This window comes from Shewanella electrodiphila (assembly GCF_023283985.1).
GTDB lineage: Bacteria > Pseudomonadota > Gammaproteobacteria > Enterobacterales > Shewanellaceae > Shewanella > Shewanella electrodiphila.
The window spans coordinates 13,482-36,547 of the sequence record NZ_JAKIKU010000021.1; the positions used below are offsets into that span (position 1 = coordinate 13,482).

The 23,066-nt window shown below is 44.2% G+C and carries 33 protein-coding genes; all 33 read left to right on the forward strand.

The features are described 5' to 3' along the window. Window positions 1-47: 47 nt before the first annotated feature. The 33 genes from rpoC (at window position 48) to rplQ (ending at window position 22,792) form a co-directional block, all read left to right on the forward strand. The gene (rpoC, locus tag L2737_RS21440; RefSeq protein WP_248957056.1) at window positions 48-4,268 is read left to right on the forward strand and encodes a DNA-directed RNA polymerase subunit beta'; all 4,221 of its coding nucleotides are present in this window, start codon (window positions 48-50) and stop codon (window positions 4,266-4,268) included. Between the two features lie 178 nt (window positions 4,269-4,446). Then, window positions 4,447-4,821, forward strand: a complete 375-nt coding sequence (gene rpsL / locus L2737_RS21445; RefSeq protein WP_102529393.1) for a 30S ribosomal protein S12 — start codon at window positions 4,447-4,449, stop codon at window positions 4,819-4,821. A gap of 77 nt (window positions 4,822-4,898) precedes the next feature. Further along, complete coding sequence (gene rpsG / locus L2737_RS21450) at window positions 4,899-5,369, forward strand: 30S ribosomal protein S7 (protein WP_102529392.1); 471 nt, start codon at window positions 4,899-4,901, stop codon at window positions 5,367-5,369. Between the two features lie 78 nt (window positions 5,370-5,447). Then, on the forward strand, window positions 5,448-7,544 hold the full coding sequence (fusA, locus tag L2737_RS21455) for an elongation factor G (protein WP_102529391.1): 2,097 nt from the start codon (window positions 5,448-5,450) through the stop codon (window positions 7,542-7,544). Window positions 7,545-7,613: 69 nt separating this feature from the next. Beyond that, entirely contained in the window at window positions 7,614-8,798 is a 1,185-nt protein-coding gene (gene tuf, locus L2737_RS21460; protein ID WP_102529390.1) for an elongation factor Tu, read from the forward strand. Window positions 8,799-9,130: 332 nt separating this feature from the next. Next, window positions 9,131-9,442 carry a 30S ribosomal protein S10 gene (gene rpsJ / locus L2737_RS21465; protein WP_055026509.1) on the forward strand — a complete coding sequence of 104 codons (312 nt, stop codon included), beginning with the start codon at window positions 9,131-9,133 and terminating at the stop codon, window positions 9,440-9,442. Window positions 9,443-9,469: 27 nt separating this feature from the next. Beyond that, window positions 9,470-10,108 (forward strand): 50S ribosomal protein L3, encoded by a 639-nt coding sequence (rplC, locus tag L2737_RS21470; protein ID WP_102529389.1) that lies wholly within the window; start codon window positions 9,470-9,472, stop codon window positions 10,106-10,108. Between the two features lie 16 nt (window positions 10,109-10,124). Beyond that, a complete protein-coding gene (gene rplD, locus L2737_RS21475; RefSeq protein ID WP_055026507.1) occupies window positions 10,125-10,730 on the forward strand; it encodes a 50S ribosomal protein L4 in 606 nt (201 codons plus the stop codon). Continuing rightward, on the forward strand, window positions 10,727-11,029 hold the full coding sequence (gene rplW, locus L2737_RS21480) for a 50S ribosomal protein L23 (RefSeq protein WP_102529388.1): 303 nt from the start codon (window positions 10,727-10,729) through the stop codon (window positions 11,027-11,029). The genes rplD and rplW overlap by 4 nt, the downstream gene beginning before the upstream one ends. 16 nt (window positions 11,030-11,045) lie before the next feature. Beyond that, window positions 11,046-11,870, forward strand: coding sequence for a 50S ribosomal protein L2 (rplB, locus tag L2737_RS21485; RefSeq protein WP_055026505.1), 825 nt, complete (start codon window positions 11,046-11,048; stop codon window positions 11,868-11,870). A 15-nt stretch (window positions 11,871-11,885) separates the two neighbouring features. Beyond that, entirely contained in the window at window positions 11,886-12,164 is a 279-nt protein-coding gene (rpsS, locus tag L2737_RS21490) for a 30S ribosomal protein S19 (protein WP_006083596.1), read from the forward strand. 15 nt (window positions 12,165-12,179) lie between these two features. Further along, a complete protein-coding gene (rplV, locus tag L2737_RS21495) occupies window positions 12,180-12,512 on the forward strand; it encodes a 50S ribosomal protein L22 (protein WP_076543228.1) in 333 nt (110 codons plus the stop codon). 12 nt (window positions 12,513-12,524) lie between these two features. Next, complete coding sequence (gene rpsC / locus L2737_RS21500; RefSeq protein WP_102529387.1) at window positions 12,525-13,214, forward strand: 30S ribosomal protein S3; 690 nt, start codon at window positions 12,525-12,527, stop codon at window positions 13,212-13,214. An 11-nt stretch (window positions 13,215-13,225) separates the two neighbouring features. Then, window positions 13,226-13,636 carry a 50S ribosomal protein L16 gene (rplP, locus tag L2737_RS21505; RefSeq protein ID WP_055026502.1) on the forward strand — a complete coding sequence of 137 codons (411 nt, stop codon included), beginning with the start codon at window positions 13,226-13,228 and terminating at the stop codon, window positions 13,634-13,636. Next, a complete protein-coding gene (gene rpmC / locus L2737_RS21510; protein ID WP_102529386.1) occupies window positions 13,636-13,827 on the forward strand; it encodes a 50S ribosomal protein L29 in 192 nt (63 codons plus the stop codon). Before rplP ends, rpmC begins: the two co-directional genes overlap by 1 nt. Next, window positions 13,827-14,075, forward strand: a complete 249-nt coding sequence (gene rpsQ, locus L2737_RS21515) for a 30S ribosomal protein S17 (RefSeq protein ID WP_102529385.1) — start codon at window positions 13,827-13,829, stop codon at window positions 14,073-14,075. The genes rpmC and rpsQ overlap by 1 nt, the downstream gene beginning before the upstream one ends. 217 nt (window positions 14,076-14,292) lie before the next feature. Next, window positions 14,293-14,661 carry a 50S ribosomal protein L14 gene (gene rplN, locus L2737_RS21520; RefSeq protein ID WP_055026500.1) on the forward strand — a complete coding sequence of 123 codons (369 nt, stop codon included), beginning with the start codon at window positions 14,293-14,295 and terminating at the stop codon, window positions 14,659-14,661. A gap of 11 nt (window positions 14,662-14,672) precedes the next feature. Continuing rightward, a complete protein-coding gene (gene rplX, locus L2737_RS21525) occupies window positions 14,673-14,987 on the forward strand; it encodes a 50S ribosomal protein L24 (RefSeq protein ID WP_102529384.1) in 315 nt (104 codons plus the stop codon). A 12-nt stretch (window positions 14,988-14,999) separates the two neighbouring features. Next, window positions 15,000-15,539 (forward strand): 50S ribosomal protein L5, encoded by a 540-nt coding sequence (rplE, locus tag L2737_RS21530; RefSeq protein ID WP_055026498.1) that lies wholly within the window; start codon window positions 15,000-15,002, stop codon window positions 15,537-15,539. 10 nt (window positions 15,540-15,549) lie between these two features. Next, complete coding sequence (gene rpsN, locus L2737_RS21535) at window positions 15,550-15,855, forward strand: 30S ribosomal protein S14 (protein ID WP_102529383.1); 306 nt, start codon at window positions 15,550-15,552, stop codon at window positions 15,853-15,855. Between the two features lie 24 nt (window positions 15,856-15,879). Further along, window positions 15,880-16,272 carry a 30S ribosomal protein S8 gene (gene rpsH / locus L2737_RS21540; protein WP_102529382.1) on the forward strand — a complete coding sequence of 131 codons (393 nt, stop codon included), beginning with the start codon at window positions 15,880-15,882 and terminating at the stop codon, window positions 16,270-16,272. A 10-nt stretch (window positions 16,273-16,282) separates the two neighbouring features. Then, window positions 16,283-16,816, forward strand: coding sequence for a 50S ribosomal protein L6 (gene rplF / locus L2737_RS21545; protein WP_229372189.1), 534 nt, complete (start codon window positions 16,283-16,285; stop codon window positions 16,814-16,816). Window positions 16,817-16,826: 10 nt separating this feature from the next. Continuing rightward, window positions 16,827-17,177: a 50S ribosomal protein L18 gene (gene rplR, locus L2737_RS21550; protein WP_055026494.1), complete on the forward strand. Its 351-nt coding sequence runs from the start codon at window positions 16,827-16,829 to the stop codon at window positions 17,175-17,177. A 12-nt stretch (window positions 17,178-17,189) separates the two neighbouring features. Further along, entirely contained in the window at window positions 17,190-17,693 is a 504-nt protein-coding gene (gene rpsE, locus L2737_RS21555; RefSeq protein ID WP_102529380.1) for a 30S ribosomal protein S5, read from the forward strand. Window positions 17,694-17,699: 6 nt separating this feature from the next. Next, window positions 17,700-17,882: a 50S ribosomal protein L30 gene (gene rpmD, locus L2737_RS21560; RefSeq protein WP_076543219.1), complete on the forward strand. Its 183-nt coding sequence runs from the start codon at window positions 17,700-17,702 to the stop codon at window positions 17,880-17,882. Between the two features lie 2 nt (window positions 17,883-17,884). Further along, window positions 17,885-18,319: a 50S ribosomal protein L15 gene (gene rplO, locus L2737_RS21565; protein ID WP_102529379.1), complete on the forward strand. Its 435-nt coding sequence runs from the start codon at window positions 17,885-17,887 to the stop codon at window positions 18,317-18,319. Window positions 18,320-18,326: 7 nt separating this feature from the next. Continuing rightward, window positions 18,327-19,667, forward strand: coding sequence for a preprotein translocase subunit SecY (gene secY, locus L2737_RS21570; protein WP_055026490.1), 1,341 nt, complete (start codon window positions 18,327-18,329; stop codon window positions 19,665-19,667). Window positions 19,668-19,688: 21 nt separating this feature from the next. Beyond that, the gene (gene rpmJ / locus L2737_RS21575) at window positions 19,689-19,802 is read left to right on the forward strand and encodes a 50S ribosomal protein L36 (protein WP_006083579.1); all 114 of its coding nucleotides are present in this window, start codon (window positions 19,689-19,691) and stop codon (window positions 19,800-19,802) included. 119 nt (window positions 19,803-19,921) lie between these two features. Next, window positions 19,922-20,278, forward strand: coding sequence for a 30S ribosomal protein S13 (gene rpsM, locus L2737_RS21580; protein ID WP_076543217.1), 357 nt, complete (start codon window positions 19,922-19,924; stop codon window positions 20,276-20,278). 17 nt (window positions 20,279-20,295) lie between these two features. Beyond that, window positions 20,296-20,688, forward strand: coding sequence for a 30S ribosomal protein S11 (rpsK, locus tag L2737_RS21585; RefSeq protein WP_011635661.1), 393 nt, complete (start codon window positions 20,296-20,298; stop codon window positions 20,686-20,688). Between the two features lie 32 nt (window positions 20,689-20,720). Further along, window positions 20,721-21,341: a 30S ribosomal protein S4 gene (gene rpsD, locus L2737_RS21590; protein ID WP_102529378.1), complete on the forward strand. Its 621-nt coding sequence runs from the start codon at window positions 20,721-20,723 to the stop codon at window positions 21,339-21,341. A 24-nt stretch (window positions 21,342-21,365) separates the two neighbouring features. Continuing rightward, entirely contained in the window at window positions 21,366-22,355 is a 990-nt protein-coding gene (locus tag L2737_RS21595; RefSeq protein WP_102529377.1) for a DNA-directed RNA polymerase subunit alpha, read from the forward strand. Between the two features lie 41 nt (window positions 22,356-22,396). After that, a complete protein-coding gene (gene rplQ / locus L2737_RS21600; RefSeq protein ID WP_102529376.1) occupies window positions 22,397-22,792 on the forward strand; it encodes a 50S ribosomal protein L17 in 396 nt (131 codons plus the stop codon). Window positions 22,793-23,066: the final 274 nt, after the last annotated feature.

Genomic DNA, 23,066 nt, shown 5'->3' on the forward strand with positions numbered 1-23,066 from the left:
TGCTTTGCTTAGCAAAGCATCTGGTTTAACTCCTTCAGGAGAGAAACGTGAAAGACTTATTAAAGTTTCTTAAACAGCAAAGCAAGACTGAAGAATTTAACGGAATCAAAATTGGTCTGGCTTCGCCTGACCTAATCCGTTCTTGGTCTTTTGGTGAAGTTAAAAAGCCAGAGACAATTAACTACCGTACTTTTAAACCTGAACGTGAAGGTTTATTTTGTGCGCGTATTTTCGGTCCTGTAAAAGATTACGAATGTTTGTGTGGTAAATACAAGCGTTTGAAGCACCGTGGTGTTATTTGTGAGAAGTGTGGCGTTGAAGTTACACAGACTAAAGTACGTCGTGAGCGTATGGGTCATATTGATCTTGCAAGCCCAGTTGCACATATTTGGTTCTTGAAATCACTTCCGAGTCGTATCGGTTTGATGCTTGATATGACATTACGTGATATTGAGCGCGTATTGTATTTTGAATCTTTCGTTGTGATCGAGCCTGGCATGACCAGCCTTGAGCGCGGCCAAATGCTGACAGAAGAAACATATCTTGATGCGTTAGAAGAATACGGTGACGAGTTCGAAGCTAAAATGGGTGCTGAAGCAGTCCTAGACTTGCTACGTGCAATCAATTTAGAAGAACAAATTGATCAAATGCGTGAAGAGTTGCCTTCAATTAACTCTGAAACCCGTCGTAAGAAGGTCACTAAGCGCCTTAAACTGATGGAAGCATTCTTCACTTCTGGCAACAAGCCTGAGTGGATGATCTTAAAAGTTTTACCAGTTCTACCACCTGATTTACGTCCTCTAGTACCACTAGATGGCGGACGTTTTGCTACGTCTGATTTGAACGACCTTTACCGTCGTGTAATCAACCGTAACAACCGTCTAAAGCGTCTATTAGATTTAGCTGCTCCAGACATTATCGTACGTAACGAAAAGCGTATGTTACAAGAGTCTGTTGATGCACTATTAGATAATGGTCGTCGTGGTCGTGCTATTACAGGTTCTAACAAGCGTCCGCTTAAATCTTTGGCTGATATGATCAAAGGTAAGCAAGGTCGTTTCCGTCAGAACTTACTTGGTAAGCGTGTAGATTACTCTGGTCGTTCGGTTATTACCGTAGGTCCTACTTTACGTCTGCATCAGTGTGGTCTTCCTAAGAAGATGGCACTTGAGCTATTCAAACCATTCATCTATGGCAAGTTAGAGGGTCGCGGTTTAGCTACGACTATTAAAGCTGCTAAGAAAATGGTTGAACGTGAACAGGCTGAAGTATGGGATGTACTAGACGAAGTAATTCGTGAACATCCAGTAATGCTTAACCGTGCACCAACACTTCATAGACTGGGTATTCAAGCATTTGAACCAGTTCTTATTGAAGGTAAAGCAATCCAATTGCACCCATTAGTATGTGCGGCATATAACGCCGACTTCGATGGTGACCAAATGGCTGTGCACGTACCGTTAACGCTTGAAGCTCAATTAGAAGCTCGTTCGTTAATGATGTCGACTAACAACATTCTTTCTCCTGCGAATGGTGAGCCTGTAATTACTCCGTCACAAGACGTTGTATTAGGTCTTTACTACACTAGCCGAGAATGTGTGAACGGTCGCGGTGAAGGCATGTCATTTATGTCTGTTGATGAAGTTGAAAAAGCTTACGCTACCGGCGCTGCAGAATTGCATGCTCGTGTAAAAGTTCGCATTACAGAAACTTCAGTAACAGATAATGGTGAGAAGACTCAAAACCGTCGTATCGTAGATACTACAGTCGGTCGTGCATTGTTATCGCAGATATTGCCAAAAGGCTTACCGTATGAACTGGTTAACCAGAACATGGGTAAGAAGCAAATCTCGAAATTGCTGAACACTTGTTACCGTACACTAGGTCTTAAAGATACTGTTATCTTCGCTGACCAATTAATGTATACCGGTTTCCGTTATGCGACTATCTCTGGTGCCTCTGTTGGTATCAACGATATGGTTATCCCGGACGAAAAGTACACTTTAGTTGAAGAAGCTGAACGTGAAGTGCTTGAAATTCAAGAGCAGTTCCAATCAGGTCTTGTTACCGCTGGTGAGCGTTACAACAAAGTTATCGATATCTGGGCAAGCACCAACGACAAAATCTCTAAAGCGATGATGGACAACTTGAAAAAAGAAGTTGTTATCAACCGTGATGGCGAAGAAGAAGAGCAAGATTCGTTTAACAGCATCTATATGATGGCTGACTCGGGCGCTCGTGGTAGTGCTGCACAGATTCGTCAGCTAGCGGGTATGCGTGGTCTGATGGCTAAGCCGGATGGCTCAATCATCGAAACCCCAATTACTGCTAACTTCCGTGAAGGTCTGAACGTATCACAATACTTCATCTCTACTCACGGTGCGCGTAAAGGTCTTGCCGATACCGCATTGAAAACAGCTAACTCGGGTTACCTAACTCGTCGTCTTGTTGATGTTGCACAAGATTTAGTTGTTATTGAAGATGATTGTGGTTCTGTTGGTGGTTTGACTATGAAGCCGTTGATTGAAGGTGGTGATGTTAAAGAACCTCTTCGTGAACGTGTTCTAGGTCGTGTCGTCTCAGTTGACGTACTTGAGCCAGGTACTGAAAAAGTATTGGCTCCACGTAACACATTACTAGATGAAGCTTGGTGTGATCTATTAGAAGAGCATAGCGTCGATGAAGTTGTCGTTCGTTCTGTTATTTCTTGTGAAACCGACTTCGGTGTGTGTGCTGCTTGTTACGGTCGTGATTTAGCACGTGGTCATATTATTAACCACGGTGAAGCTATCGGTGTTGTAGCTGCTCAGTCAATTGGTGAGCCAGGTACACAGCTAACGATGCGTACCTTCCACATTGGTGGTGCTGCATCTCGTGACTCAGCTGACAACAATGTTCAAGTCAAAAACAGCGGTACTTTGAAGTTACATAACGCTAAACACGTTACTAGCATCGAGAACAAACTGGTTATCGTATCGCGTTCTTCTGAAGTTGCGATTATTGATGAACTTGGTCGTGAAAAAGAACGTTACCGTGTACCTTACGGTACAGTACTAGAACAACTTGAAGATACGGAAGTGACATCAGGCGCAATCATTGCGAACTGGGACCCACATACTCACCCTATCATTTCAGAAGTTGCGGGTACGGTTAAATTCGTCGATATGATTGAAGGCGTTACTATGACGCGTCAAACAGACGACTTAACAGGTCTTTCTTCGGTTGTCGTTATCGATCCAGGTGCTCGTCCTACTGCTGGTAAAGAAATGCGTCCAGCTATTCGTCTAATCGACAATAGCGGTAATGATCTTATGATCCCGGGTACTGAAGTACCTGCGCAATACTTCTTACCAGGTAACGCGATTGTAGCTAAAGATGATAACTCTGAAATCAACGTTGGTGACGCATTAGCACGTATTCCTCAAGAATCGTCTAAAACACGCGATATTACCGGTGGTCTACCACGAGTTGCTGACTTGTTCGAAGCGCGTAAGCCAAAAGAACCCGCTATTCTTGCTGAAATCTCAGGTACCATTTCGTTTGGTAAAGAGACTAAAGGTAAGGTTCGTCTAGTTATCAGTCCTGCTGATGGCAGTGAACACTACGAAGAGATGATCCCTAAGTGGCGTAATCTTAACGTGTTCGAAGGTGAAAAAGTTGAACGTGGTGAAGTTATCGCTGACGGCCCAGAAGCTGCACATGATATCTTGCGTTTACGTGGTATCCATCATGTTGCTAACTACATTGTTGATGAAGTCCAAGACGTTTACCGTCTACAGGGCGTAAAAATCAACGATAAGCATATTGAAGTTATCATTCGCCAAATGCTACGTAAGTGCTTAATCACTGATGCTGGTGATTCGAACTTCTTAGCAGGTGAACAAGCAGAAGTTGCTCGCGTGAACATTGCTAACCGTGAGCTTGAAGCTCAAGGCAAAGCGCCTGCGAAGTTTGAGCGTGAATTACTCGGTATTACCAAAGCTTCTTTGGCTACTGAATCATTCATCTCTGCTGCATCGTTCCAAGAAACGACGCGTGTACTAACTGAAGCAGCTGTTGGTGGTAAGAGTGATCAATTACGTGGTCTGAAAGAAAACGTAATCGTTGGTCGTCTGATCCCAGCTGGTACTGGTTATGCGTATCACACCGCTCGTAACGAAGCGCGTGCTAATGTTAAAGATGAAGGTGCAGAAGCGCCAGTCATCACTGCTAGTGAAGCAGAGAAAAACTTAGCCGACTTACTTAACTTGGCCGGAAGTGCTGACTAAAGTAAACGTTATGTTAAAAAAAGGCGCCTTTGGCGCCTTTTTTATTGGGAATTGCACGAAAAGTTGTCTATTTCTTGACAGTTGGCCAATACCTTTCTAAACTTTCGCGTCCCATCATAGTGGGATATAGATTTTTCACACAAAATTGTTGAGATTATTCAACTGAACGGAGCTATTCATGGCAACTGTAAACCAGTTGGTACGTAAGCCTCGCTCGCCAAAAGTCGAAAAGACTAATGTGCCAGCGTTGGATTCGTGTCCACAAAAACGTGGTGTTTGTACTCGTGTTTACACTACAACACCTAAAAAACCTAACTCTGCACTACGTAAAGTAGCACGTGTTCGCTTAACTAACGGTTTCGAAGTTACTTCGTACATCGGTGGTGAAGGTCACAACTTGCAGGAACATAGTGTAATTCTAATCCGTGGCGGTCGTGTTAAAGATCTACCGGGTGTGCGTTACCACACTATTCGCGGTGCATTAGATTGTGCTGGCGTTAGTGCTCGTCGCCAAGGCCGTTCTAAGTACGGTGCTAAGCGTCCTAAGTCATAACTTGTCCGTTTAAGTAAGGCCAAGCTAGTTATAAATATTCCAGTTTTGGAAATACCTGAAGCATACGGAGAATTGTTATGCCAAGACGTCGCGTTGTAGGACAACGTAAAATCCTACCAGATCCAAAGTTTAAAAGTGAGTTGTTGGCTAAGTTCATCAACGTCATTATGGTTGACGGTAAAAAGTCAACTTCTGAAAAAATTATCTACAAGGCACTTGATGTTGTCGCTGAGAAAAAAAGCGAAGATCATTTAAGTATCCTTGAAGCAGCTCTTGATAACGTTCGCCCTTCAGTCGAGGTTAAATCTCGTCGTGTTGGTGGTTCTACTTATCAAGTACCATGTGAAGTTCGTCCAGTGCGTCGTAACGCACTAGCGATGCGCTGGTTAGTTGAAGCTGCTCGCAAGCGTGGTGAAAAATCTATGGCTCTACGTCTAGCAGGTGAAATGTTAGATGCATCTGAAAACAAAGGTACTGCTGTTAAGAAGCGTGAAGACGTGCATCGCATGGCTGAAGCTAACAAAGCCTTTGCTCATTACCGTTGGTAATTTGATGGAGTGGGCGTTAGCCCACTCCATATTGTTGATATTTACTAAAGCATAGCTTTAGGTGAGAGGGTATAAATAGTGGCTCGTACAACCCCAATTGAGCGTTATCGAAATATCGGTATTGTTGCTCATGTGGATGCAGGTAAAACTACCACAACAGAACGTGTTCTGTTCTATACCGGTTTGTCTCATAAAATCGGTGAGGTGCATGACGGCGCCGCTACTACTGACTGGATGGTACAAGAGCAAGAGCGTGGTATTACTATCACCTCAGCTGCTGTGACGACTTTCTGGCGTGGTATGGATGCTCAATTCACCGAACATCGCATTAATATCATCGATACCCCTGGTCACGTTGATTTTACTATTGAAGTCGAGCGCTCGTTACGCGTACTTGATGGCGCTGTGGTTGTATTCTGCGGTTCATCAGGTGTAGAGCCTCAATCTGAGACTGTTTGGCGTCAAGCCAACAAGTATGAAGTCCCACGCATGGTTTTCGTCAATAAGATGGATCGTGCTGGTGCTGACTTTGATAGTGTCATTGACCAAATCCGTAACCGCTTAGGTGCTACTTGTGTTCCAATTCAATTAAATATTGGTGCAGAAGAAAACTTCAAAGGGGTTATTGATTTAATTAAGATGAAAGCGATTAACTGGTCTGAAGAAGATCAGGGTACGACTTTCTCTTATGAAGAAATTCCCGCAGATCTTTTAGCCAAGGCTGAAGAAATGCATGAGTATCTTGTGGAAAGTGCAGCCGAAGCCTCTGATGAACTGATGGAAAAGTACCTCGAAGAAGGCACTTTATCTGAAGCAGAGATTAAGTTAGCACTACGTCAGCGCACAATTAACAACGAAATCGTTTTAGCAACTTGTGGTTCTGCTTTTAAGAACAAAGGTGTTCAAGCGGTGTTGGATGCGGTGGTTGACTACCTTCCTGCTCCTGTCGAAGTCCCTGCAATTAAGGGTGTCGATGAGAACGAGAATGAAGTAGAACGCCCATCGGACGATAACGCACCATTTGCTGCGTTAGCGTTTAAGATTGCGACTGATCCATTTGTTGGAACTTTAACCTTTATCCGTGTATATTCAGGCGTACTAGAGTCGGGTGCTGCGGTTTACAATTCTGTTAAACAGAAACGTGAGCGTGTCGGTCGAATCGTACAAATGCATGCTAATGACCGTACTGAACTGAAAGAAGTTCGTGCTGGTGATATTGCTGCGGCAATCGGTTTAAAAGATGTGACAACAGGCGATACTCTTTGCGCAAACGATCATAAAGTGATTCTAGAGCGTATGGAGTTTCCAGAACCTGTAATTACCATTGCCGTTGAGCCTCGCTCTAAAGCAGACCAAGATAAAATGGGGATTGCGCTACAAAAGTTAGCGGCTGAAGATCCTTCTTTTAGAGTGGAAACTGATGAAGAGTCAGCTCAAACATTGATTTCTGGCATGGGTGAATTACATTTAGATATTATCGTTGACCGCATGCGTCGCGAATTTAATGTCGAATGTAACGTAGGTAAACCACAGGTTGCCTATCGTGAAACGATTCGCTCTTCAGTTGAAGTGGAAGGTAAATTCATACGTCAATCAGGTGGACGTGGTCAATTTGGTCATGTTTGGCTTAAGGTTGAACCATTGGAAGATGGTGCTGGCTATGAATTTGTCAATGAAGTTGTTGGTGGTGCAGTTCCTCGTGAATTCATCCCTTCAGTAGACAAAGGTATTCAAGAGCAAATGAAAAACGGTGTTTTAGCCGGTTATCCTATGCTCGATGTGAAAGTGACTTTATTTGATGGCTCATATCATGATGTCGATTCAAATGAGATGGCTTTCAAAATTGCAGGTTCAATGGGCTTCAAAAAGGGTGCGCTAGAAGCAAGCCCTGTGCTACTAGAACCTACAATGAAAGTGGAAATTACCACGCCAGAAAATAACATGGGCGATGTAGTAGGTGACTTAAACCGACGTCGTGGTGTTATTGATGGTATGGACGATGGCTTGGGTGGTGTTAAAATTATCCATGCGACAGTTCCACTATCAGAAATGTTTGGTTATGCAACTGATTTGCGAAGTGCAACTCAGGGGCGTGCTTCTTACTCTATGGAGTTTGCTAAGTATGCTGACGCACCATCAAACATTGCAAATGCGATTATTGAATCACGTACCTAAAAACTTAGGTGCTTTACTAAATGTTATATAGCTCGTAATCGAGCACTTCTGAAAAGAAAGGAATATATCGTGGCTAAAGAAAAATTTGAACGTAATAAACCACACGTAAACGTGGGTACAATCGGTCACGTCGACCATGGTAAAACAACGCTAACTGCTGCAATCTCAGCTGTTTTAACCAAAACTTACGGTGGTGAAGTTAAAGATTTCGCACAAATCGATAACGCTCCAGAAGAGCGTGAGCGCGGTATTACAATTAATACTTCTCACATCGAATATGACACACCTACTCGTCACTACGCACACGTAGATTGTCCTGGTCACGCCGATTATGTTAAAAACATGATTACTGGTGCTGCACAAATGGATGGCGCTATCTTAGTAGTTGCTGCTACAGATGGTCCTATGCCACAAACACGTGAGCACATCCTGCTTTCACGTCAGGTTGGTGTACCTTTCATCATCGTATTCATGAACAAATGTGACATGGTTGACGATGAAGAACTACTTGAATTAGTAGAAATGGAAGTTCGTGAACTTCTTTCTGAATATGACTTCCCAGGTGATGACTTACCAGTTATCCAAGGTTCTGCGCTTAAAGCTCTTGAAGGCGATTCAGCTTGGGAACCAAAGATTATCGAACTAGCAGAAGCGTTAGATTCGTACATCCCTGAGCCAGAGCGTGACATCGATAAGCCGTTCCTACTTCCAATTGAAGATGTATTCTCAATTTCAGGTCGTGGTACAGTTGTTACTGGTCGTGTTGAGCGTGGTATCATCCGCGTTGGTGAAGAAGTTGAAATCGTTGGTGTTAAAGAAACGACTAAGACTACTTGTACTGGTGTTGAAATGTTCCGCAAGCTTCTTGACGAAGGTCGTGCTGGCGAAAACTGTGGTGTTCTTTTACGTGGTACTAAGCGTGAAGACGTTGAACGTGGTCAAGTATTGGCACAGCCAGGTACTATCACACCTCACACTACTTTCGAATCAGAAGTATACGTACTAAGCAAAGAAGAAGGCGGACGTCACACTCCATTCTTCAAAGGCTACCGTCCACAGTTCTACTTCCGTACAACTGACGTAACTGGTACTATCGAGCTTCCAGAAGGCGTAGAAATGGTAATGCCTGGTGATAACATCAAAATGGTTGTTACACTAATCTACCCAATCGCGATGGACGACGGTTTACGTTTCGCTATCCGTGAAGGTGGCCGTACTGTTGGTGCTGGTGTTGTAGCTAAAATCGTTGCTTAATAGCGACCTTTAGTTAACACTTTAAAAAGGAAGCTTCGGCTTCCTTTTTTGTTTCTATTGCTTTTTCAATATATCCCTGTAAACTCCATCGCCTTGAACAAATGAACTAGATTGAAGAGTTTTTGTTCGAAGGGGTTGATCTCTCATCTGATATCTGTATAATTCCCCTTCGCTGTCCTAGACAGTGTAATATAATGTTTAATCATAAGGATTATTCATTTTCATAATTGACTCCGATTGGGAGTCTACGGTTAAATCATCTCGCTCTGCTTTTCCATTGGGAAGAAGCTAGAGGGTGATTTTTTATGTGTGCATTTTAGGAGCTCTGGTCAATGCAGAACCAAAGAATCCGTATCCGCTTGAAAGGTTTTGATCATCGTTTGATCGATCAATCAACAGCGGAAATCGTTGAAACTGCTAAGCGTACAGGCGCTCAGGTTCGTGGTCCAATTCCACTACCTACGCGTAAAGAACGTTATACCATTTTGACTTCTCCGCACGTCAACAAAGACGCTCGTGACCAATACGAAATTCGTACTCACAAGCGCTTAGTTGACATCGTAGAGCCAACTGAAAAGACTGTAGACGCATTAATGCGTTTAGATCTTGCCGCTGGTGTCGACGTTCAAATTAGCTTAGGTTAATTGAGATCCTTAGAAGAGGTTTGAAAGATGGCTATCGGTCTTATTGGTCGTAAAGTGGGTATGACTCGCATCTTCACAGAAGATGGCGCTTCTATCCCTGTAACAGTGATTGAAATTGCTGGTAACCGTGTTACTCAAGTGAAAACTTTAGAAACTGACGGATACCGTGCTCTTCAAGTAACTACTGGTACCAAAAAAGCCAATCGCATCACCAAACCAGAAGCAGGTCATTTTGCTAAGAGCGGCGTAGAAGCTGGTCGAGGTTTATGGGAATTGCGTTTGGCAGATGGTGAATGTGAAGGCGTTGAAGTTGGTGCTGAACTTAATGTTGATATCTTCGCAGATACAGCAAAAGTTGATGTTACCGGTCAATCTAAAGGTAAGGGCTTCCAAGGCGGTATTAAACGCTGGAATTTCCACGCTCAAGATATGACACATGGTAACTCTTTGGCTCATAGATCTAATGGTTCTATCGGTCAAAACCAGACACCTGGTCGCGTTTTCAAAGGTAAGAAAATGTCTGGCCACATGGGTGCCGAGCAAGTAACTACTCAAAATCTAGACGTTGTACGTGTAGATGCAGAGCGTAACTTGTTATTGGTAAAAGGTGCTGTTCCTGGCGCTACCAATGGTGACTTGATTATCAAGCCAGCCGTTAAAGCATAGGTCTGAGGAGATAGTAATGGAATTGGTATTGAAAGACGCGCAAAGCGCTCTTGAAGTTTCCGAAACTACCTTCGGCCGTGACTTTAACGAGGCATTGGTTCATCAGGTAGTTGTAGCTTACGCTGCAAACGCGCGTCAGGGCACTCGTGCTCAACAGACTCGTGCGGAAGTAACTGGCTCAGGCAAAAAGCCTTGGCGCCAGAAAGGCACAGGCCGAGCTCGTGCCGGTAGTGTTAAAGGCCCGATCTGGCGTGGCGGTGGCGTAACATTCGCTGCTAAAACTCAAGATCACAGCCAAAAAGTTAACAAAAAGATGTACCGTGGTGCTCTAAAGAGCATTCTTTCTGAATTGGTACGTCAAGAGCGTTTAGTCGTTGTTGAATCTTTTGGTGTTGAAGCTCCTAAAACTAAAGAGCTGAAAGCTAAACTAAAAGAAATGAACTTAGAAGACGTTCTAATTGTTACTGCAGATGTTGATGAGAATTTATTCTTAGCAGCACGCAACTTATACAAGGTTGACGTACGTGACGTAGCGGGTCTTGACCCAGTTAGTCTAATCGCGTTCAACACTGTTCTTGTTACTGCTGATGCAGTGAAGCAAATCGAGGAGATGCTAGCATGATCACCGAAGAACGTTTGCTAAAAGTTATTCTTGCTCCGCATATCTCTGAAAAGAGTACTGTACTAGCTGAGAAAAACAACACTGTAGTTTTCCGCGTAGCAATCGATGCGACTAAAGCAGAGATTAAAGCTGCTGTAGCTCAGCTATTCGAAGTTGAAGTTGATAGTGTTCGCACTTTGGTAAACAAAGGCAAAACTAAGCGCACTGGTGGCCGTGTTGGTCGTCGTAGCGATTGGAAAAAAGCCTATGTAACTTTAGCTGCTGGTGCTGACATCGATTTCGTTGGCGGCGCTGAGTAAGCAAAGGAGAATTATCATGGCAGTTATTAAGTGTAAGCCAACCTCTCCAGGTCGTCGCCACGTTGTTAAAGTGGTGAACAGCGACTTGCATAAAGGGAAACCTTTTGCAGGCCTGTTGGCTAAGAAATCTAAAAGTGGTGGCCGTAACAATACTGGCCGTATCACTGTTCGTCACGTAGGTGGTGGACACAAGCAGCATTACCGTATTATTGACTTTAAACGTAATAAAGACGGTATCCCTGCAAAAATCGAACGTCTTGAGTATGATCCGAACCGTACAGCTAACATCGCGTTAGTACTATACGCAGACGGTGAGCGTCGTTACATTCTTGCTGCTAAAGGCATGCAAGCTGGTGACGCTATCCAATCTGGTTTGGATGCAGACATCAAAACTGGTAACGCAATGCCGCTTCGCAACATCCCAGTGGGTAGTGTTGTGCACGCAGTAGAAATGAAACCTGGTAAAGGTGCTCAAATCGCGCGTTCAGCTGGTGCTTATGTTCAAGTTGTTGCTCGTGATAACCAATATGCAACTTTACGTCTTCGCTCTGGCGAAATGCGCAAAGTACCTGTTGATTGTCGCGCAACATTCGGTGAAGTTGGTAATGCCGAGCACATGCTACGCCAGTTAGGTAAAGCAGGTGCTAAACGCTGGAGAGGCGTACGCCCTACAGTGCGTGGTGTTGCAATGAACCCGGTTGACCATCCACATGGTGGTGGTGAAGGCCGTACTTCAGGTGGACGTCACCCAGTGAGTCCATGGGGTGTGCCAACTAAGGGTTATAAAACTCGTAGTAATAAGCTCACCGACAAGTACATCGTACGTCGTCGTAATAAATAGTAAGAGGATTCGCCCATGCCACGTTCTCTCAAGAAAGGTCCTTTCATTGACCTGCACTTGCTGAAGAAGGTAGAGAAAGCGATGGAAGCGGGAGACAAAAAGCCAATTAAGACTTGGTCTCGTCGCTCAATGATCATCCCAAATATGATTGGGTTGACCATCGCTGTCCATAATGGTCGTCAGCACGTACCTGTGTTCGTAACTGACGAAATGATCGGTCATAAGCTTGGTGAATTTTCACCAACTCGCACTTATCGCGGCCATGCTGCAGATAAGAAAGCGAAGAAGCGTTAATACGGGAGACATAAGATGGAAGTTTTAGCTAAACATCGTTTTGCCCGTACGTCTGCGCAGAAGGCCCGTCTAGTTGCTGATCAAATTCGAGGTTTGCCTGTTTCTAAGGCTCTTGAAATTTTGACCTTCAGCCCTAAGAAAGCCGCCGTACTGGTTAAGAAAGTACTAGATTCAGCTATCGCAAACGCCGAACACAACGAAGGTGCAGATATCGATGAGCTTAAAGTTGGCCAAGTCTTTGTTGACGAAGCACCAACTATGAAGCGCATCATGCCTCGTGCCAAAGGCCGCGCTGATCGTATCATGAAGCGTACCAGCCACATTACTGTGGTTGTATCAGATCGCTAGGAGAAGAGAGCAATGGGACAGAAAGTACATCCTAATGGTATCCGTCTGGGTATCACAAAGCCTTGGATCTCTACTTGGTACGCCGATAAAGCAGATTATGCAAATAATTTGCACAGCGACTGGGAAGTTCGTCAATATCTCACTGAGAAATTGAAGGCTGCATCAGTATCTAAAATCGTTATCGAGCGTCCTGCGAAGAGCATCCGCGTTACTATTCACACTGCCCGTCCAGGTGTTGTGATTGGTAAGAAAGGTGAAGATGTTGAAGTATTACGTGCATATGTATCTAAAATTACAGGCACTACTGCTCAAATCAACATCGCAGAGATCCGTAAGCCTGAGTTAGATGCTAAATTAGTTGCTGACAGTATTGCACAGCAATTAGAGCGTCGTGTTATGTTCCGTCGCGCTATGAAGCGCGCAGTTCAAAACGCAATGCGTATTGGTGCTCAAGGTATTAAAGTTGAAGTAAGCGGCCGTCTAGGCGGTGCTGAAATCGCACGTTCTGAGTGGTATCGTGAAGGTCGTGTACCTCTACATACTCTACGTGCTGATATCGACTATTCTACAGCTGAAAGTCACACTCAATACGGTGTGATTGGCGTTAAAGTTTGGATCTTCAAAGGCGAAGTTCTAGACGGAAACGTTGTAGCATTAGAAGAGCCTAAGCAACAACCGAAGCGCAAGCCTCGTGGTAAATAGGAGAAACTTTTATGCTGCAACCTAAACGTATGAAGTTTCGCAAGATGTTCAAGGGCCGCAACCGTGGTCTAGCGAACGGTACTGAAGTTAGCTTTGGTACTTTCGGTTTGAAAGCAGTCGGCCGTGGCCGTTTAACTGCACGTCAAATCGAATCTGCACGTCGTGCCATGACACGTCACATTAAACGTCAAGGACAAATTTGGATTCGAGTTTTCCCTGACAAGCCTATTACCTCTAAGCCTCTTGAAGTGCGTATGGGTAAAGGTAAAGGTAACGTTGAATACTGGGTATGTCAGATTCAACCTGGTAAGGTTCTTTATGAGATGAATGGTGTATCTGAAGAGTTAGCGCGTGAAGCGTTTGCTTTAGCATCTGCCAAGCTTCCTATTAAGACTACCTTCGTAACTAAGACGGTGATGTAATGAAAGCGAGCGAACTAAGAGAAAAGAGCGTTGAAGAACTTAACGCTGAACTACTTGGTCTGCTGCGTGAGCAGTTTAACCTGCGTATGCAACACGCTACTGGTCAGTTGACTCAAACGAATCAATTGAAAATAGTGCGTCGTAACATTGCACGTGTTAAGACCATTATTACTTCTAAGGCAGGTGTGTAATGTCTGATAAAGCCCGTACTATGCAAGGTCGAGTTATTAGCAACAAAATGGATAAGTCTATTACTGTTGCTATCTCACGCCAAGTGAAACATCCTATTTATGGGAAGTACATTAAGCGTACAACTAAGATCCATGCACATGACGAAACAAATCAGTGTAACGAAGGTGACGTAGTGACTATTAGTCAGTGTCGTCCTCTTTCTAAGACTAAGTCTTGGACACTAGTTGAAGTAGTAACAAAGGCCTAATTTACATTAGGTTATAGTAAACGGCTCCAAAGTTTGGGGCCGTTTGTTTTTTTCTGCTATGCATTCCAAAATATTGGTGTTATACTTGCGCGCCATTTTTGAGTAAATTGTTGTTGAATGGTTTTATACCAAACGAGAGCAAATTAGTTCATTAAATGGTCGAAATGATGATCCCAATGTTGGGATTTTGTGTAGTAACGATAGCGGAGCACTTAAAATGATCCAAATGCAATCGACTCTAGACGTCGCGTGTAACAGTGGCGCTCGTAGAGTTCAGTGTATTAAGGTCTTGGGTGGCTCTCATCGTCGTTATGCCGGTATCGGCGACGTCATCAAGGTTTCTGTTAAAGAAGCTATTCCTCGCGCTAAAGCGAAGAAAGGTGATGTATATAACGCGGTGGTAGTCCGTACTAAGAAAGGCGTACGTCGTCCAGATGGTTCTGTCATTCGCTTCGATCGGAATGCAGCAGTTTTGCTTAACGCAAACCTTGCACCGATTGGTACTCGTATTTTTGGACCAGTGACACGTGAATTGCGTACAGAGCAATTTATGAAAATCGTCTCTCTGGCACCAGAAGTACTGTAAGGAGCTTCAAAATGGCAGCTAAAATCCGTCGTGAAGACGAAGTAATTGTACTAGCAGGTAAAGACAAGGGTAAACGAGCTAAAGTTTCTCAAGTCCTACCTACTGGTAAGTTGATTGTTGAAGGCATCAATCTTGTTAAAAAACACCAAAAGCCAAACCCACAATTGGGCGTAACTGGCGGCGTTATCGAGAAAGAAGCACCGATGCAAGCATCAAACGTAGCGATCTTTAACCAAGCCACAGGCAAGGCAGATCGTGTTGGTTTCCGATTCGAAGACGGCAAAAAAGTCCGTTTCTTTAAATCGAATAGTGAACTCATTAAGTAAACGGAGTAAACGATGGCGAAACTGCATGATAAATATCAAGAGACTGTTATCGCAGAACTTTCTAAAAAGTTCGGTTATACCAGTGTCATGCAAGTCCCTCGGATTGAAAAAATCACCCTTAATATGGGTGTAGGCGAAGCAGTTGCAGACAAGAAAGTTATGGAGCATGCGCTTCGTGACATGACTGCAATCGCTGGTCAGAAACCTGTTGTAACTGTTGCACGTAAATCAGTTGCTGGTTTCAAAATCCGTGAAGGCTACCCTATTGGCTGTAAAGTTACCCTACGCGGTGAGCGTATGTGGGAATTTTTAGAGCGTTTAGTTGACATTGCAATCCCACGTATTCGTGACTTCCGTGGCCTAAGCGCAAAAGCGTTTGACGGTCGTGGTAACTACGCAATGGGTGTGCGTGAGCAAATCATCTTCCCAGAAATCGATTACGATAAGATCGATAAGATTCGTGGTATGGATATTGTTATCACTACTACTGCGAAGAATGATGAAGAAGGTCGTGCTTTGTTAGACGCATTTAACTTCCCATTCAAGAAATAAGGGTAGCATAATGGCAAAATCATCTATGAAAGCACGTGAAGCAAAGCGTGCACAGCTCGTAGCTAAATATGCTGAAAAGCGTTTAGCACTTAAGGCTTTAATCAGCGCTCCTGATACTTCGGAAGAAGATCGTTGGGAAGCTGTACTTAAGTTACAAGCTCTACCTCGTGATTCTAGCGCTGCGCGTCAACGCAACCGTTGTAATCAAACTGGTCGCCCACATGGTGTTCTACGTAAATTCGGCCTTAGCCGTATTAAACTACGTGAAGCAACTATGCGTGGTGAAGTTCCTGGTCTGCGTAAGGCCAGCTGGTAAGCACTTGTCACGGAGTAAGCTAATATGAGCATGCAAGATCCTATTGCGGATATGTTAACACGTATTCGTAACGGCCAAGCTGCTAACAAAGTATCAGTTAAGATGCCTTCAGCTAAGTTAAAAGTAGCAATAGCGAAATTACTTAAAGACGAAGGTTATATTACTGACTACGCCGTAGCAGAAGAAGCCAAGCCTGAATTAGAAATCACTTTAAAGTATTTCCAAGGCAACCCAGTCGTTGAGACTATCCAGCGCGTTTCTCGCCCAGGTCTTCGTATTTACAAAGGTAAACACGAACTTCCAAAGGTGATGGGCGGACTAGGTGTCGCAATTGTGTCCACTTCTAAAGGCTTGATGACCGATCGTGCTGCCCGCCTAAATGGCATGGGTGGCGAGGTTATCTGCTACGTAGCGTAAGGAGCTAGGTATGTCACGTGTCGCAAAAGCACCAGTGTCTATTCCTACCGGCGTAGAGGTGACCTTAAACGAACAGACTATTACTGTAAAAGGTACTAAAGGTAGTCTGACTCGAGAAATCAACAAAGCGGTAAGTGTTGAGCTAGAAAACGGTGTTGTAACGTTTGGTCCAGTTGAAGGCGTTTCTAACGCTTGGGCTCAAGCTGGTACAGCTCGTGCACTAGTAAACAACATGGTTGTTGGTGTTTCTGAAGGATTCGTTAAGAAATTAAAGTTAATTGGTGTTGGTTACCGTGCAAAAATTGCTGGTAAAGACATCGACCTAACATTAGGTTTCTCACACCCTTTGGTTCACAAACTTCCCGCAGGTGTTACTGCAGAGTGTCCTAGCCAAACTGATATCATACTTTCGGGTGTTGATAAGCAGTTAGTTGGTCAGGTCGCTGCTGAGATTCGTGGATACCGTCCACCAGAGCCTTATAAAGGCAAAGGTGTTCGCTATGCAGACGAACAAGTACGCCGTAAAGAGGCTAAGAAGAAGTAGGTAACGCGATATGGATAAGAAAACATCTCGCTTACGCCGCGCTACTCGCGCTCGTAAGAAGATCCAAGAGCTGGGCGTGAATCGTCTGGTTGTACATCGTACACCGCGTCACATTTATGCTCAGGTTATTAATCCTGAAGCTCAGGTGGTGGCAGTTGCTTCAACCGTTGAGAAAGCGGTTAAAGAGCTACTAAAGAGTACCGGTAACGTAGACGCGGCTAAAGCAGTAGGTAAAACTGTTGCTGAGCGTGCGATCGAAAAAGGTGTAACAACAGTTGCATTCGACCGTTCTGGTTTCAAGTATCACGGACGCGTAGCAGCACTAGCTGACGCAGCTCGTGAAGCTGGCCTGAAATTCTAAGGGGTTATAAAAATGGCTAAATTAGAAGCTCAGCAGAAAGACGATTTGCAAGAGAAATTAATTGCAGTTAATCGTGTTTCTAAAGTAGTTAAAGGTGGTCGTATCTTTAGCTTCACCGCACTAACAGTGGTAGGTGATGGTAATGGTAAGATCGGCTATGGCTATGGTAAAGCGCGCGAAGTTCCAGCTGCTATTCAAAAAGCAATGGAAAAAGCCCGCCGTAACATGGTAACCGTAGAGTTGAATGCAGGTACACTGCATCATCCAGTTAAAGGTCGCCATACTGGTTCGCGTGTTTACATGCAACCAGCATCGGAAGGTACCGGTATTATTGCCGGTGGCGCAATGCGTGCCGTATTGGAAGTTGCAGGCGTTCATAACGTTCTGTCTAAAGCATACGGTTCTACTAACCCGATCAACATCGTTCGCGCAACTGTAGATGCGTTGGTGCACATGAAGTCACCATCACAAATTGCAGCTAAGCGTGGCCTGAATGTTGATGAAATTCGAGGTTAATGCACCATGGCTACTAAAACGTTTAAAGTAACACAGACAAAGAGTGCGATTGGTCGTTTGCCAAAGCACCGTGCCTGTTTATTAGGTCTAGGCCTAAGACGTATTGGCCACACTGTTGAAGTAGAAGATACTCCTTCTGTTCGCGGTATGGTTAATAAAGTTTACTACATGGTTAAGGTGGAGGATTAATAATGCGTTTAAATACTCTATCTCCAGCAGCAGGCTCTAAGCGTGCTCCTAAGCGTGTAGGTCGTGGTATTGGTTCTGGTTTAGGTAAAACTGCAGGTCGTGGTCATAAGGGACAAAAGTCTCGTTCTGGCGGCGGTGTGCGTATCGGTTTTGAGGGTGGTCAAATGCCTCTTAAAATTCGTTTACCTAAGTTCGGTTTCACTTCACGCAAAGCTTTGGTTTCAGCTGAAGTTCGTTTACTAGAACTAGCAAAAGTTAACGGTGATGTTATCGACCTTAACGCTCTGAAAGATGCGAACGTAATTACTCGCAACATACAGTTTGCGAAAATCGTTCTTTCAGGTACCATTGAACGCCCAGTGACCGTAAAAGGTCTGAAGGTAACCAAAGGTGCACGTGCAGCTATTGAAGCTGCCGGCGGTAAGATCGAGGAATAATACGTCGATGGCAAAACCAGGACTTGATTTAAAAAGCGCGAAAGGCGGTTTATCAGAATTGAAAACTCGTCTCCTGTTCGTGATTGGTGCAATTATCGTCTTTAGAGCCGGTTCGTTTGTACCAATTCCTGGTATTGACGCAGCTGTGTTAGCAGAGTTGTTTGCTCAACAAAAAGATACCATCCTAGGCATGTTTAACATGTTCTCGGGTGGTGCTTTAGAGCGTGCTTCTATCTTTGCGCTTGGTATCATGCCGTATATTTCGGCATCGATTATCATGCAGTTGTTGACTGTGGTTCATCCTGCCCTTGCTGAATTGAAAAAAGAAGGCGAGTCAGGAAGAAAGAAAATCAGTCAATATACAAGATACGGAACGCTTGTGTTGGGTACACTCCAATCAATCGGTATCGCGACAGGTTTACCAAGCCTAGTACCTGGCCTTGTTGCCAATGTAGGTTTTGGTTTTTACTTTGTAGCAGTTGTGAGCTTAGTGACAGGAACAATGTTCCTTATGTGGCTAGGTGAGCAAATTACCGAGCGTGGTATTGGTAATGGTATCTCGATATTAATTTTCGCAGGTATTGTTGCTGGTCTACCTTCTGCTATCGGCCAAACGGCTGAACAGGCTCGTCAAGGTGATTTGAATGTACTGGTACTGTTGTTATTAGCGGTAATTGTATTTGCTGTAACTTATTTGGTTGTATTTGTAGAACGTGGTCAACGACGTATCGTTGTTAACTACGCGAAGCGTCAACAAGGCCGTAAGGTGTTTGCTGCGCAAAGTACACATTTACCACTTAAAGTTAATATGGCAGGTGTAATTCCACCAATTTTTGCATCCAGCATTATTTTGTTCCCAGGCACACTGGCTCAGTGGTTTGGACAAAATGAGTCTATGTCATGGTTAAGCGATTTCGCTTTAGCTGTGTCACCAGGACAACCGCTGTATTCATTATTGTATGCGACAGCTATCGTATTCTTCTGTTTCTTCTATACTGCGTTGGTATTTAACCCTCGCGAAACAGCTGATAACTTGAAGAAGAGTGGTGCGTTCATTCCTGGGATTCGTCCTGGAGAACAGACTTCGCGTTACATTGATAAAGTAATGACTCGCTTGACATTAGCAGGCGCGATATACATTACCTTTATCTGCTTAATTCCGGAGTTCATGTTAATTGCGTGGAAAGTACAGTTCTATTTCGGCGGTACTTCACTACTAATTATTGTAGTCGTAATCATGGACTTCATGGCTCAGGTTCAGACCCATATGATGTCTCATCAGTATGAGTCTGTTATGAAGAAAGCTAACTTAGTAAACAAAGCGAACTTAGATCGCTTTGGTCGCTAGTTGCTTTAACGGAGTGATGAAATGAAAGTTCGAGCTTCCGTGAAGAAGATCTGCCGTAATTGCAAGATCGTCAAGCGTAGTGGCGTTGTACGTGTGATTTGTGTTGAACCAAAGCACAAACAGCGTCAAGGCTAAAAAAAGATATTTGCTCAGCTCATTTATGAGCTGAGCAAATAATGTTTGCAAATTTGTCGGCTGTCGAGTATCCTTTCGGGCTTTTCGCAGTTGACCTTTAACATTTTAAGGAGTGCATAGTGGCCCGTATCGCTGGCATTAACATTCCTGATCAAAAGCATACAGTCATCGCATTGACTGCTATCTTTGGTATTGGACGTACTCGCGCTAGAGAAATCTGCGCAGCTACTTCAATCGCTGAAGACGCTAAGATCAAGGAATTGAGCGAAGCTCAAATAGATATTCTACGCGAAGAAGTTGCCAAATACTCAGTAGAGGGTGACTTACGTCGTGAGATTTCAATGAACATCAAGCGTCTTATGGATCTTGGTTGTTATCGTGGTCTCCGCCATCGTCGTAGCCTGCCCCTTCGTGGGCAACGTACTAAGACCAATGCGCGCACGCGTAAAGGTCCACGTAAGCCAATCAGAAAGTAACGGGAAGGTAAACCAAAATGGCTAAAGTTCCGTCACGTTCTCCGCGTAAGCGCGTACGTAAACAGGTTGCAGATGGTATGGCTCACATCCATGCGTCATTCAACAACACTATTGTCACCATTACAGATCGTCAAGGTAATGCGTTGTCATGGGCTACTTCTGGTGGTTCAGGTTTCCGTGGTTCACGTAAATCTACACCTTTCGCTGCGCAGGTTGCTGCAGAGCGAGCTGGTATTGCTGCTCAAGACTACGGTGTTAAAAACCTTGAAGTTTTCGTAAAGGGTCCAGGTCCAGGTCGTGAATCAGCCATTCGTGCGCTGAATGCTGTTGGTTATAAAATTACCAACATTACCGATGTGACACCTATCCCTCATAATGGCTGTCGCCCACCTAAAAAGCGTCGTGTATAACATTACGTATATAGGATAGTTGGAGAAAGATCATGGCAAGATACTTGGGTCCTAAGCTCAAGCTCAGCCGCAGAGAAGGTACAGACCTTTTCCTAAAAAGCGGTGTGAGAGCAATCGATTCGAAGTGTAAGCTTGAAGCTGCACCTGGTCAACATGGCGCACGTAAGCCACGTTTATCAGAGTACGGTTTACAGCTACGCGAGAAACAAAAAGTTCGTCGTATGTACGGTGTGCTAGAAAAGCAATTCCGTAACTACTACAAAGAAGCCGCACGTCTGAAAGGCAACACAGGTGAAAACTTGTTAGGTCTTTTAGAAACTCGTTTAGATAACGTTGTTTATCGTATGGGTTTTGGTGCGACTCGTGCAGAATCACGTCAATTAGTAAGCCACAAATCAATCGTGGTTAACGGTCGTGTTGTTAACATTCCGTCATTCAAAGTGTCTGCGAATGATGTTGTAAGCATCCGTGAAAAGTCACGCACTCAAGCACGTATCAAAGCGTCTTTAGAAGTTGCTGGCCAACGCGAAAAGCCTACATGGGTAGAAGTCGACAATGCTAAAATGGAAGGTGCTTTCAAGCGTCTACCAGAACGTAGCGATTTGTCTGCGGATATTAACGAACAGCTGATCGTCGAGCTTTACTCTAAGTAAAGCTAACAAACAAGAGAGGACACAATGCAGGGTTCTGTTACAGAATTTCTTAAACCGCGTCTCGTTGACATAGAGCAGGTTAACCCAACTCGTGCCAAGGTTACGCTAGAGCCACTTGAACGTGGTTTTGGTCACACATTAGGCAACGCGTTGCGTCGAATCTTATTGTCGTCTATGCCTGGCTGTGCAGTTACAGAAGTCGAAATCGACGGTGTATTGCATGAATACAGCAGTAAGGAAGGCGTTCAAGAAGATATCCTAGAGATATTGCTTAACCTTAAAGGTTTGGCAGTAAATATCGAGGGTAAAGATGAAGCTTTACTTACTTTAAGTAAGTCAGGCACAGGCCCTGTTACTGCAGCAGATATCACTCATGATGGTGATGTAACCATTATGAATCCTGATCATGTTATCTGTCATTTGACAGGTAATAATGATATCAGCATGCGTATCCGCGTTGAGCGTGGTCGCGGTTATGTGCCAGCTTCGGCTCGTGCACAGACTGAAGACGATGATCGCCCAATCGGCCGTTTGTTGGTTGATGCTTCATTCTCACCTGTAGCTCGCATTGCTTACAATGTAGAAGCTGCTCGTGTAGAGCAACGTACTGATTTAGATAAACTCGTTATTGATATGACCACTAATGGTACTATCGATCCTGAGGAAGCAATTCGTCGTTCTGCAACAATTTTAGCTGAACAGCTAGATGCGTTTGTTGAATTACGTGATGTTACTGAACAGGCTGTTGTAGAAGAGAAACCGGAATTTGATCCGATTCTGTTGCGTCCTGTCGACGATTTAGAGCTAACTGTACGTTCAGCCAACTGTTTGAAGGCTGAAGCGATTCATTACATCGGAGATCTCGTACAGCGCACTGAAGTTGAGTTGCTCAAGACTCCTAATTTAGGTAAGAAGTCTCTTACTGAAATTAAGGATGTATTAGCGTCTCGCGGACTGTCTTTAGGTATGCGTCTTGAAAACTGGCCTCCAGCTAGTTTAGCAGACGACCTATAAGTCCCAGGTTAGTACAGATTAAAGATTATAAGGATTAGGTCATGCGCCATCGTAAGAGTGGTCGTCAACTAAACCGCAATAGCAGTCATCGCCAAGCTATGTTTCGTAACATGGCTTGCTCAATAGTTCGTCATGAGATCATCAAGACAACTGTAGCAAAAGCGAAAGAACTGCGTCGCGTAGTTGAGCCTCTGATAACACTAGCTAAAGTAGACAGCGTTGCAAATCGCCGTTTAGCTTTCGCTCGTACCCGCGACGCTGAAGTTGTAGGTAAGTTATTTACTGAATTGGGTCCACGCTTCCAGGAACGTCCTGGTGGTTACACTCGTATTCTTAAGTGCGGTCTACGTACCGGTGATAAAGCTCCAATGGCTTTCATCGAATTAGTAGGTCGTCCTGAAGCTGCTGAAGCTGTTGAAGTTGAAGCTGCTGAGTAATTCTTAATTACTCACTTAAAAACCGAGCTTAGGCTCGGTTTTTTTATGCCTGTTATTTATCATTAATAAAATCCCTCTTGTTTATTTTTGTCATTTAATCATTATCTTCGTTAATCTTTTTCCTTTGCATTTAGGTTTGAGGGTGTTCTCGTAACCTGGCTCACTGGCTCACTGGCTCACTGGCTCACTGGCTCACTGGCTCACTGGCTCACTGGCTCACTGGCTCACTGGCTCACTGGCTCACTGGCTCACTGGCTCACTGGCTCACTGGCTC

Coding starts and splice junctions, on each gene's coding strand:
- rpsL (WP_102529393.1), top strand. CDS start 4,447: ATGGCAACTGTAAACCAGTTGGTACGTAAGCCTCGCTCGCCAAAAGTC.
- rpsG (WP_102529392.1), top strand. CDS start 4,899: ATGCCAAGACGTCGCGTTGTAGGACAACGTAAAATCCTACCAGATCCA.
- rpsJ (WP_055026509.1), top strand. CDS start 9,131: ATGCAGAACCAAAGAATCCGTATCCGCTTGAAAGGTTTTGATCATCGT.
- rplC (WP_102529389.1), top strand. CDS start 9,470: ATGGCTATCGGTCTTATTGGTCGTAAAGTGGGTATGACTCGCATCTTC.
- rplD (WP_055026507.1), top strand. CDS start 10,125: ATGGAATTGGTATTGAAAGACGCGCAAAGCGCTCTTGAAGTTTCCGAA.
- rplW (WP_102529388.1), top strand. CDS start 10,727: ATGATCACCGAAGAACGTTTGCTAAAAGTTATTCTTGCTCCGCATATC.
- rplB (WP_055026505.1), top strand. CDS start 11,046: ATGGCAGTTATTAAGTGTAAGCCAACCTCTCCAGGTCGTCGCCACGTT.
- rpsS (WP_006083596.1), top strand. CDS start 11,886: ATGCCACGTTCTCTCAAGAAAGGTCCTTTCATTGACCTGCACTTGCTG.
- rplV (WP_076543228.1), top strand. CDS start 12,180: ATGGAAGTTTTAGCTAAACATCGTTTTGCCCGTACGTCTGCGCAGAAG.
- rpsC (WP_102529387.1), top strand. CDS start 12,525: ATGGGACAGAAAGTACATCCTAATGGTATCCGTCTGGGTATCACAAAG.
- rplP (WP_055026502.1), top strand. CDS start 13,226: ATGCTGCAACCTAAACGTATGAAGTTTCGCAAGATGTTCAAGGGCCGC.
- rpmC (WP_102529386.1), top strand. CDS start 13,636: ATGAAAGCGAGCGAACTAAGAGAAAAGAGCGTTGAAGAACTTAACGCT.
- rpsQ (WP_102529385.1), top strand. CDS start 13,827: ATGTCTGATAAAGCCCGTACTATGCAAGGTCGAGTTATTAGCAACAAA.
- rplN (WP_055026500.1), top strand. CDS start 14,293: ATGATCCAAATGCAATCGACTCTAGACGTCGCGTGTAACAGTGGCGCT.
- rplX (WP_102529384.1), top strand. CDS start 14,673: ATGGCAGCTAAAATCCGTCGTGAAGACGAAGTAATTGTACTAGCAGGT.
- rplE (WP_055026498.1), top strand. CDS start 15,000: ATGGCGAAACTGCATGATAAATATCAAGAGACTGTTATCGCAGAACTT.
- rpsN (WP_102529383.1), top strand. CDS start 15,550: ATGGCAAAATCATCTATGAAAGCACGTGAAGCAAAGCGTGCACAGCTC.
- rpsH (WP_102529382.1), top strand. CDS start 15,880: ATGAGCATGCAAGATCCTATTGCGGATATGTTAACACGTATTCGTAAC.
- rplF (WP_229372189.1), top strand. CDS start 16,283: ATGTCACGTGTCGCAAAAGCACCAGTGTCTATTCCTACCGGCGTAGAG.
- rplR (WP_055026494.1), top strand. CDS start 16,827: ATGGATAAGAAAACATCTCGCTTACGCCGCGCTACTCGCGCTCGTAAG.
- rpsE (WP_102529380.1), top strand. CDS start 17,190: ATGGCTAAATTAGAAGCTCAGCAGAAAGACGATTTGCAAGAGAAATTA.
- rpmD (WP_076543219.1), top strand. CDS start 17,700: ATGGCTACTAAAACGTTTAAAGTAACACAGACAAAGAGTGCGATTGGT.
- rplO (WP_102529379.1), top strand. CDS start 17,885: ATGCGTTTAAATACTCTATCTCCAGCAGCAGGCTCTAAGCGTGCTCCT.
- secY (WP_055026490.1), top strand. CDS start 18,327: ATGGCAAAACCAGGACTTGATTTAAAAAGCGCGAAAGGCGGTTTATCA.
- rpmJ (WP_006083579.1), top strand. CDS start 19,689: ATGAAAGTTCGAGCTTCCGTGAAGAAGATCTGCCGTAATTGCAAGATC.
- rpsK (WP_011635661.1), top strand. CDS start 20,296: ATGGCTAAAGTTCCGTCACGTTCTCCGCGTAAGCGCGTACGTAAACAG.
- rpsD (WP_102529378.1), top strand. CDS start 20,721: ATGGCAAGATACTTGGGTCCTAAGCTCAAGCTCAGCCGCAGAGAAGGT.
- L2737_RS21595 (WP_102529377.1), top strand. CDS start 21,366: ATGCAGGGTTCTGTTACAGAATTTCTTAAACCGCGTCTCGTTGACATA.
- rplQ (WP_102529376.1), top strand. CDS start 22,397: ATGCGCCATCGTAAGAGTGGTCGTCAACTAAACCGCAATAGCAGTCAT.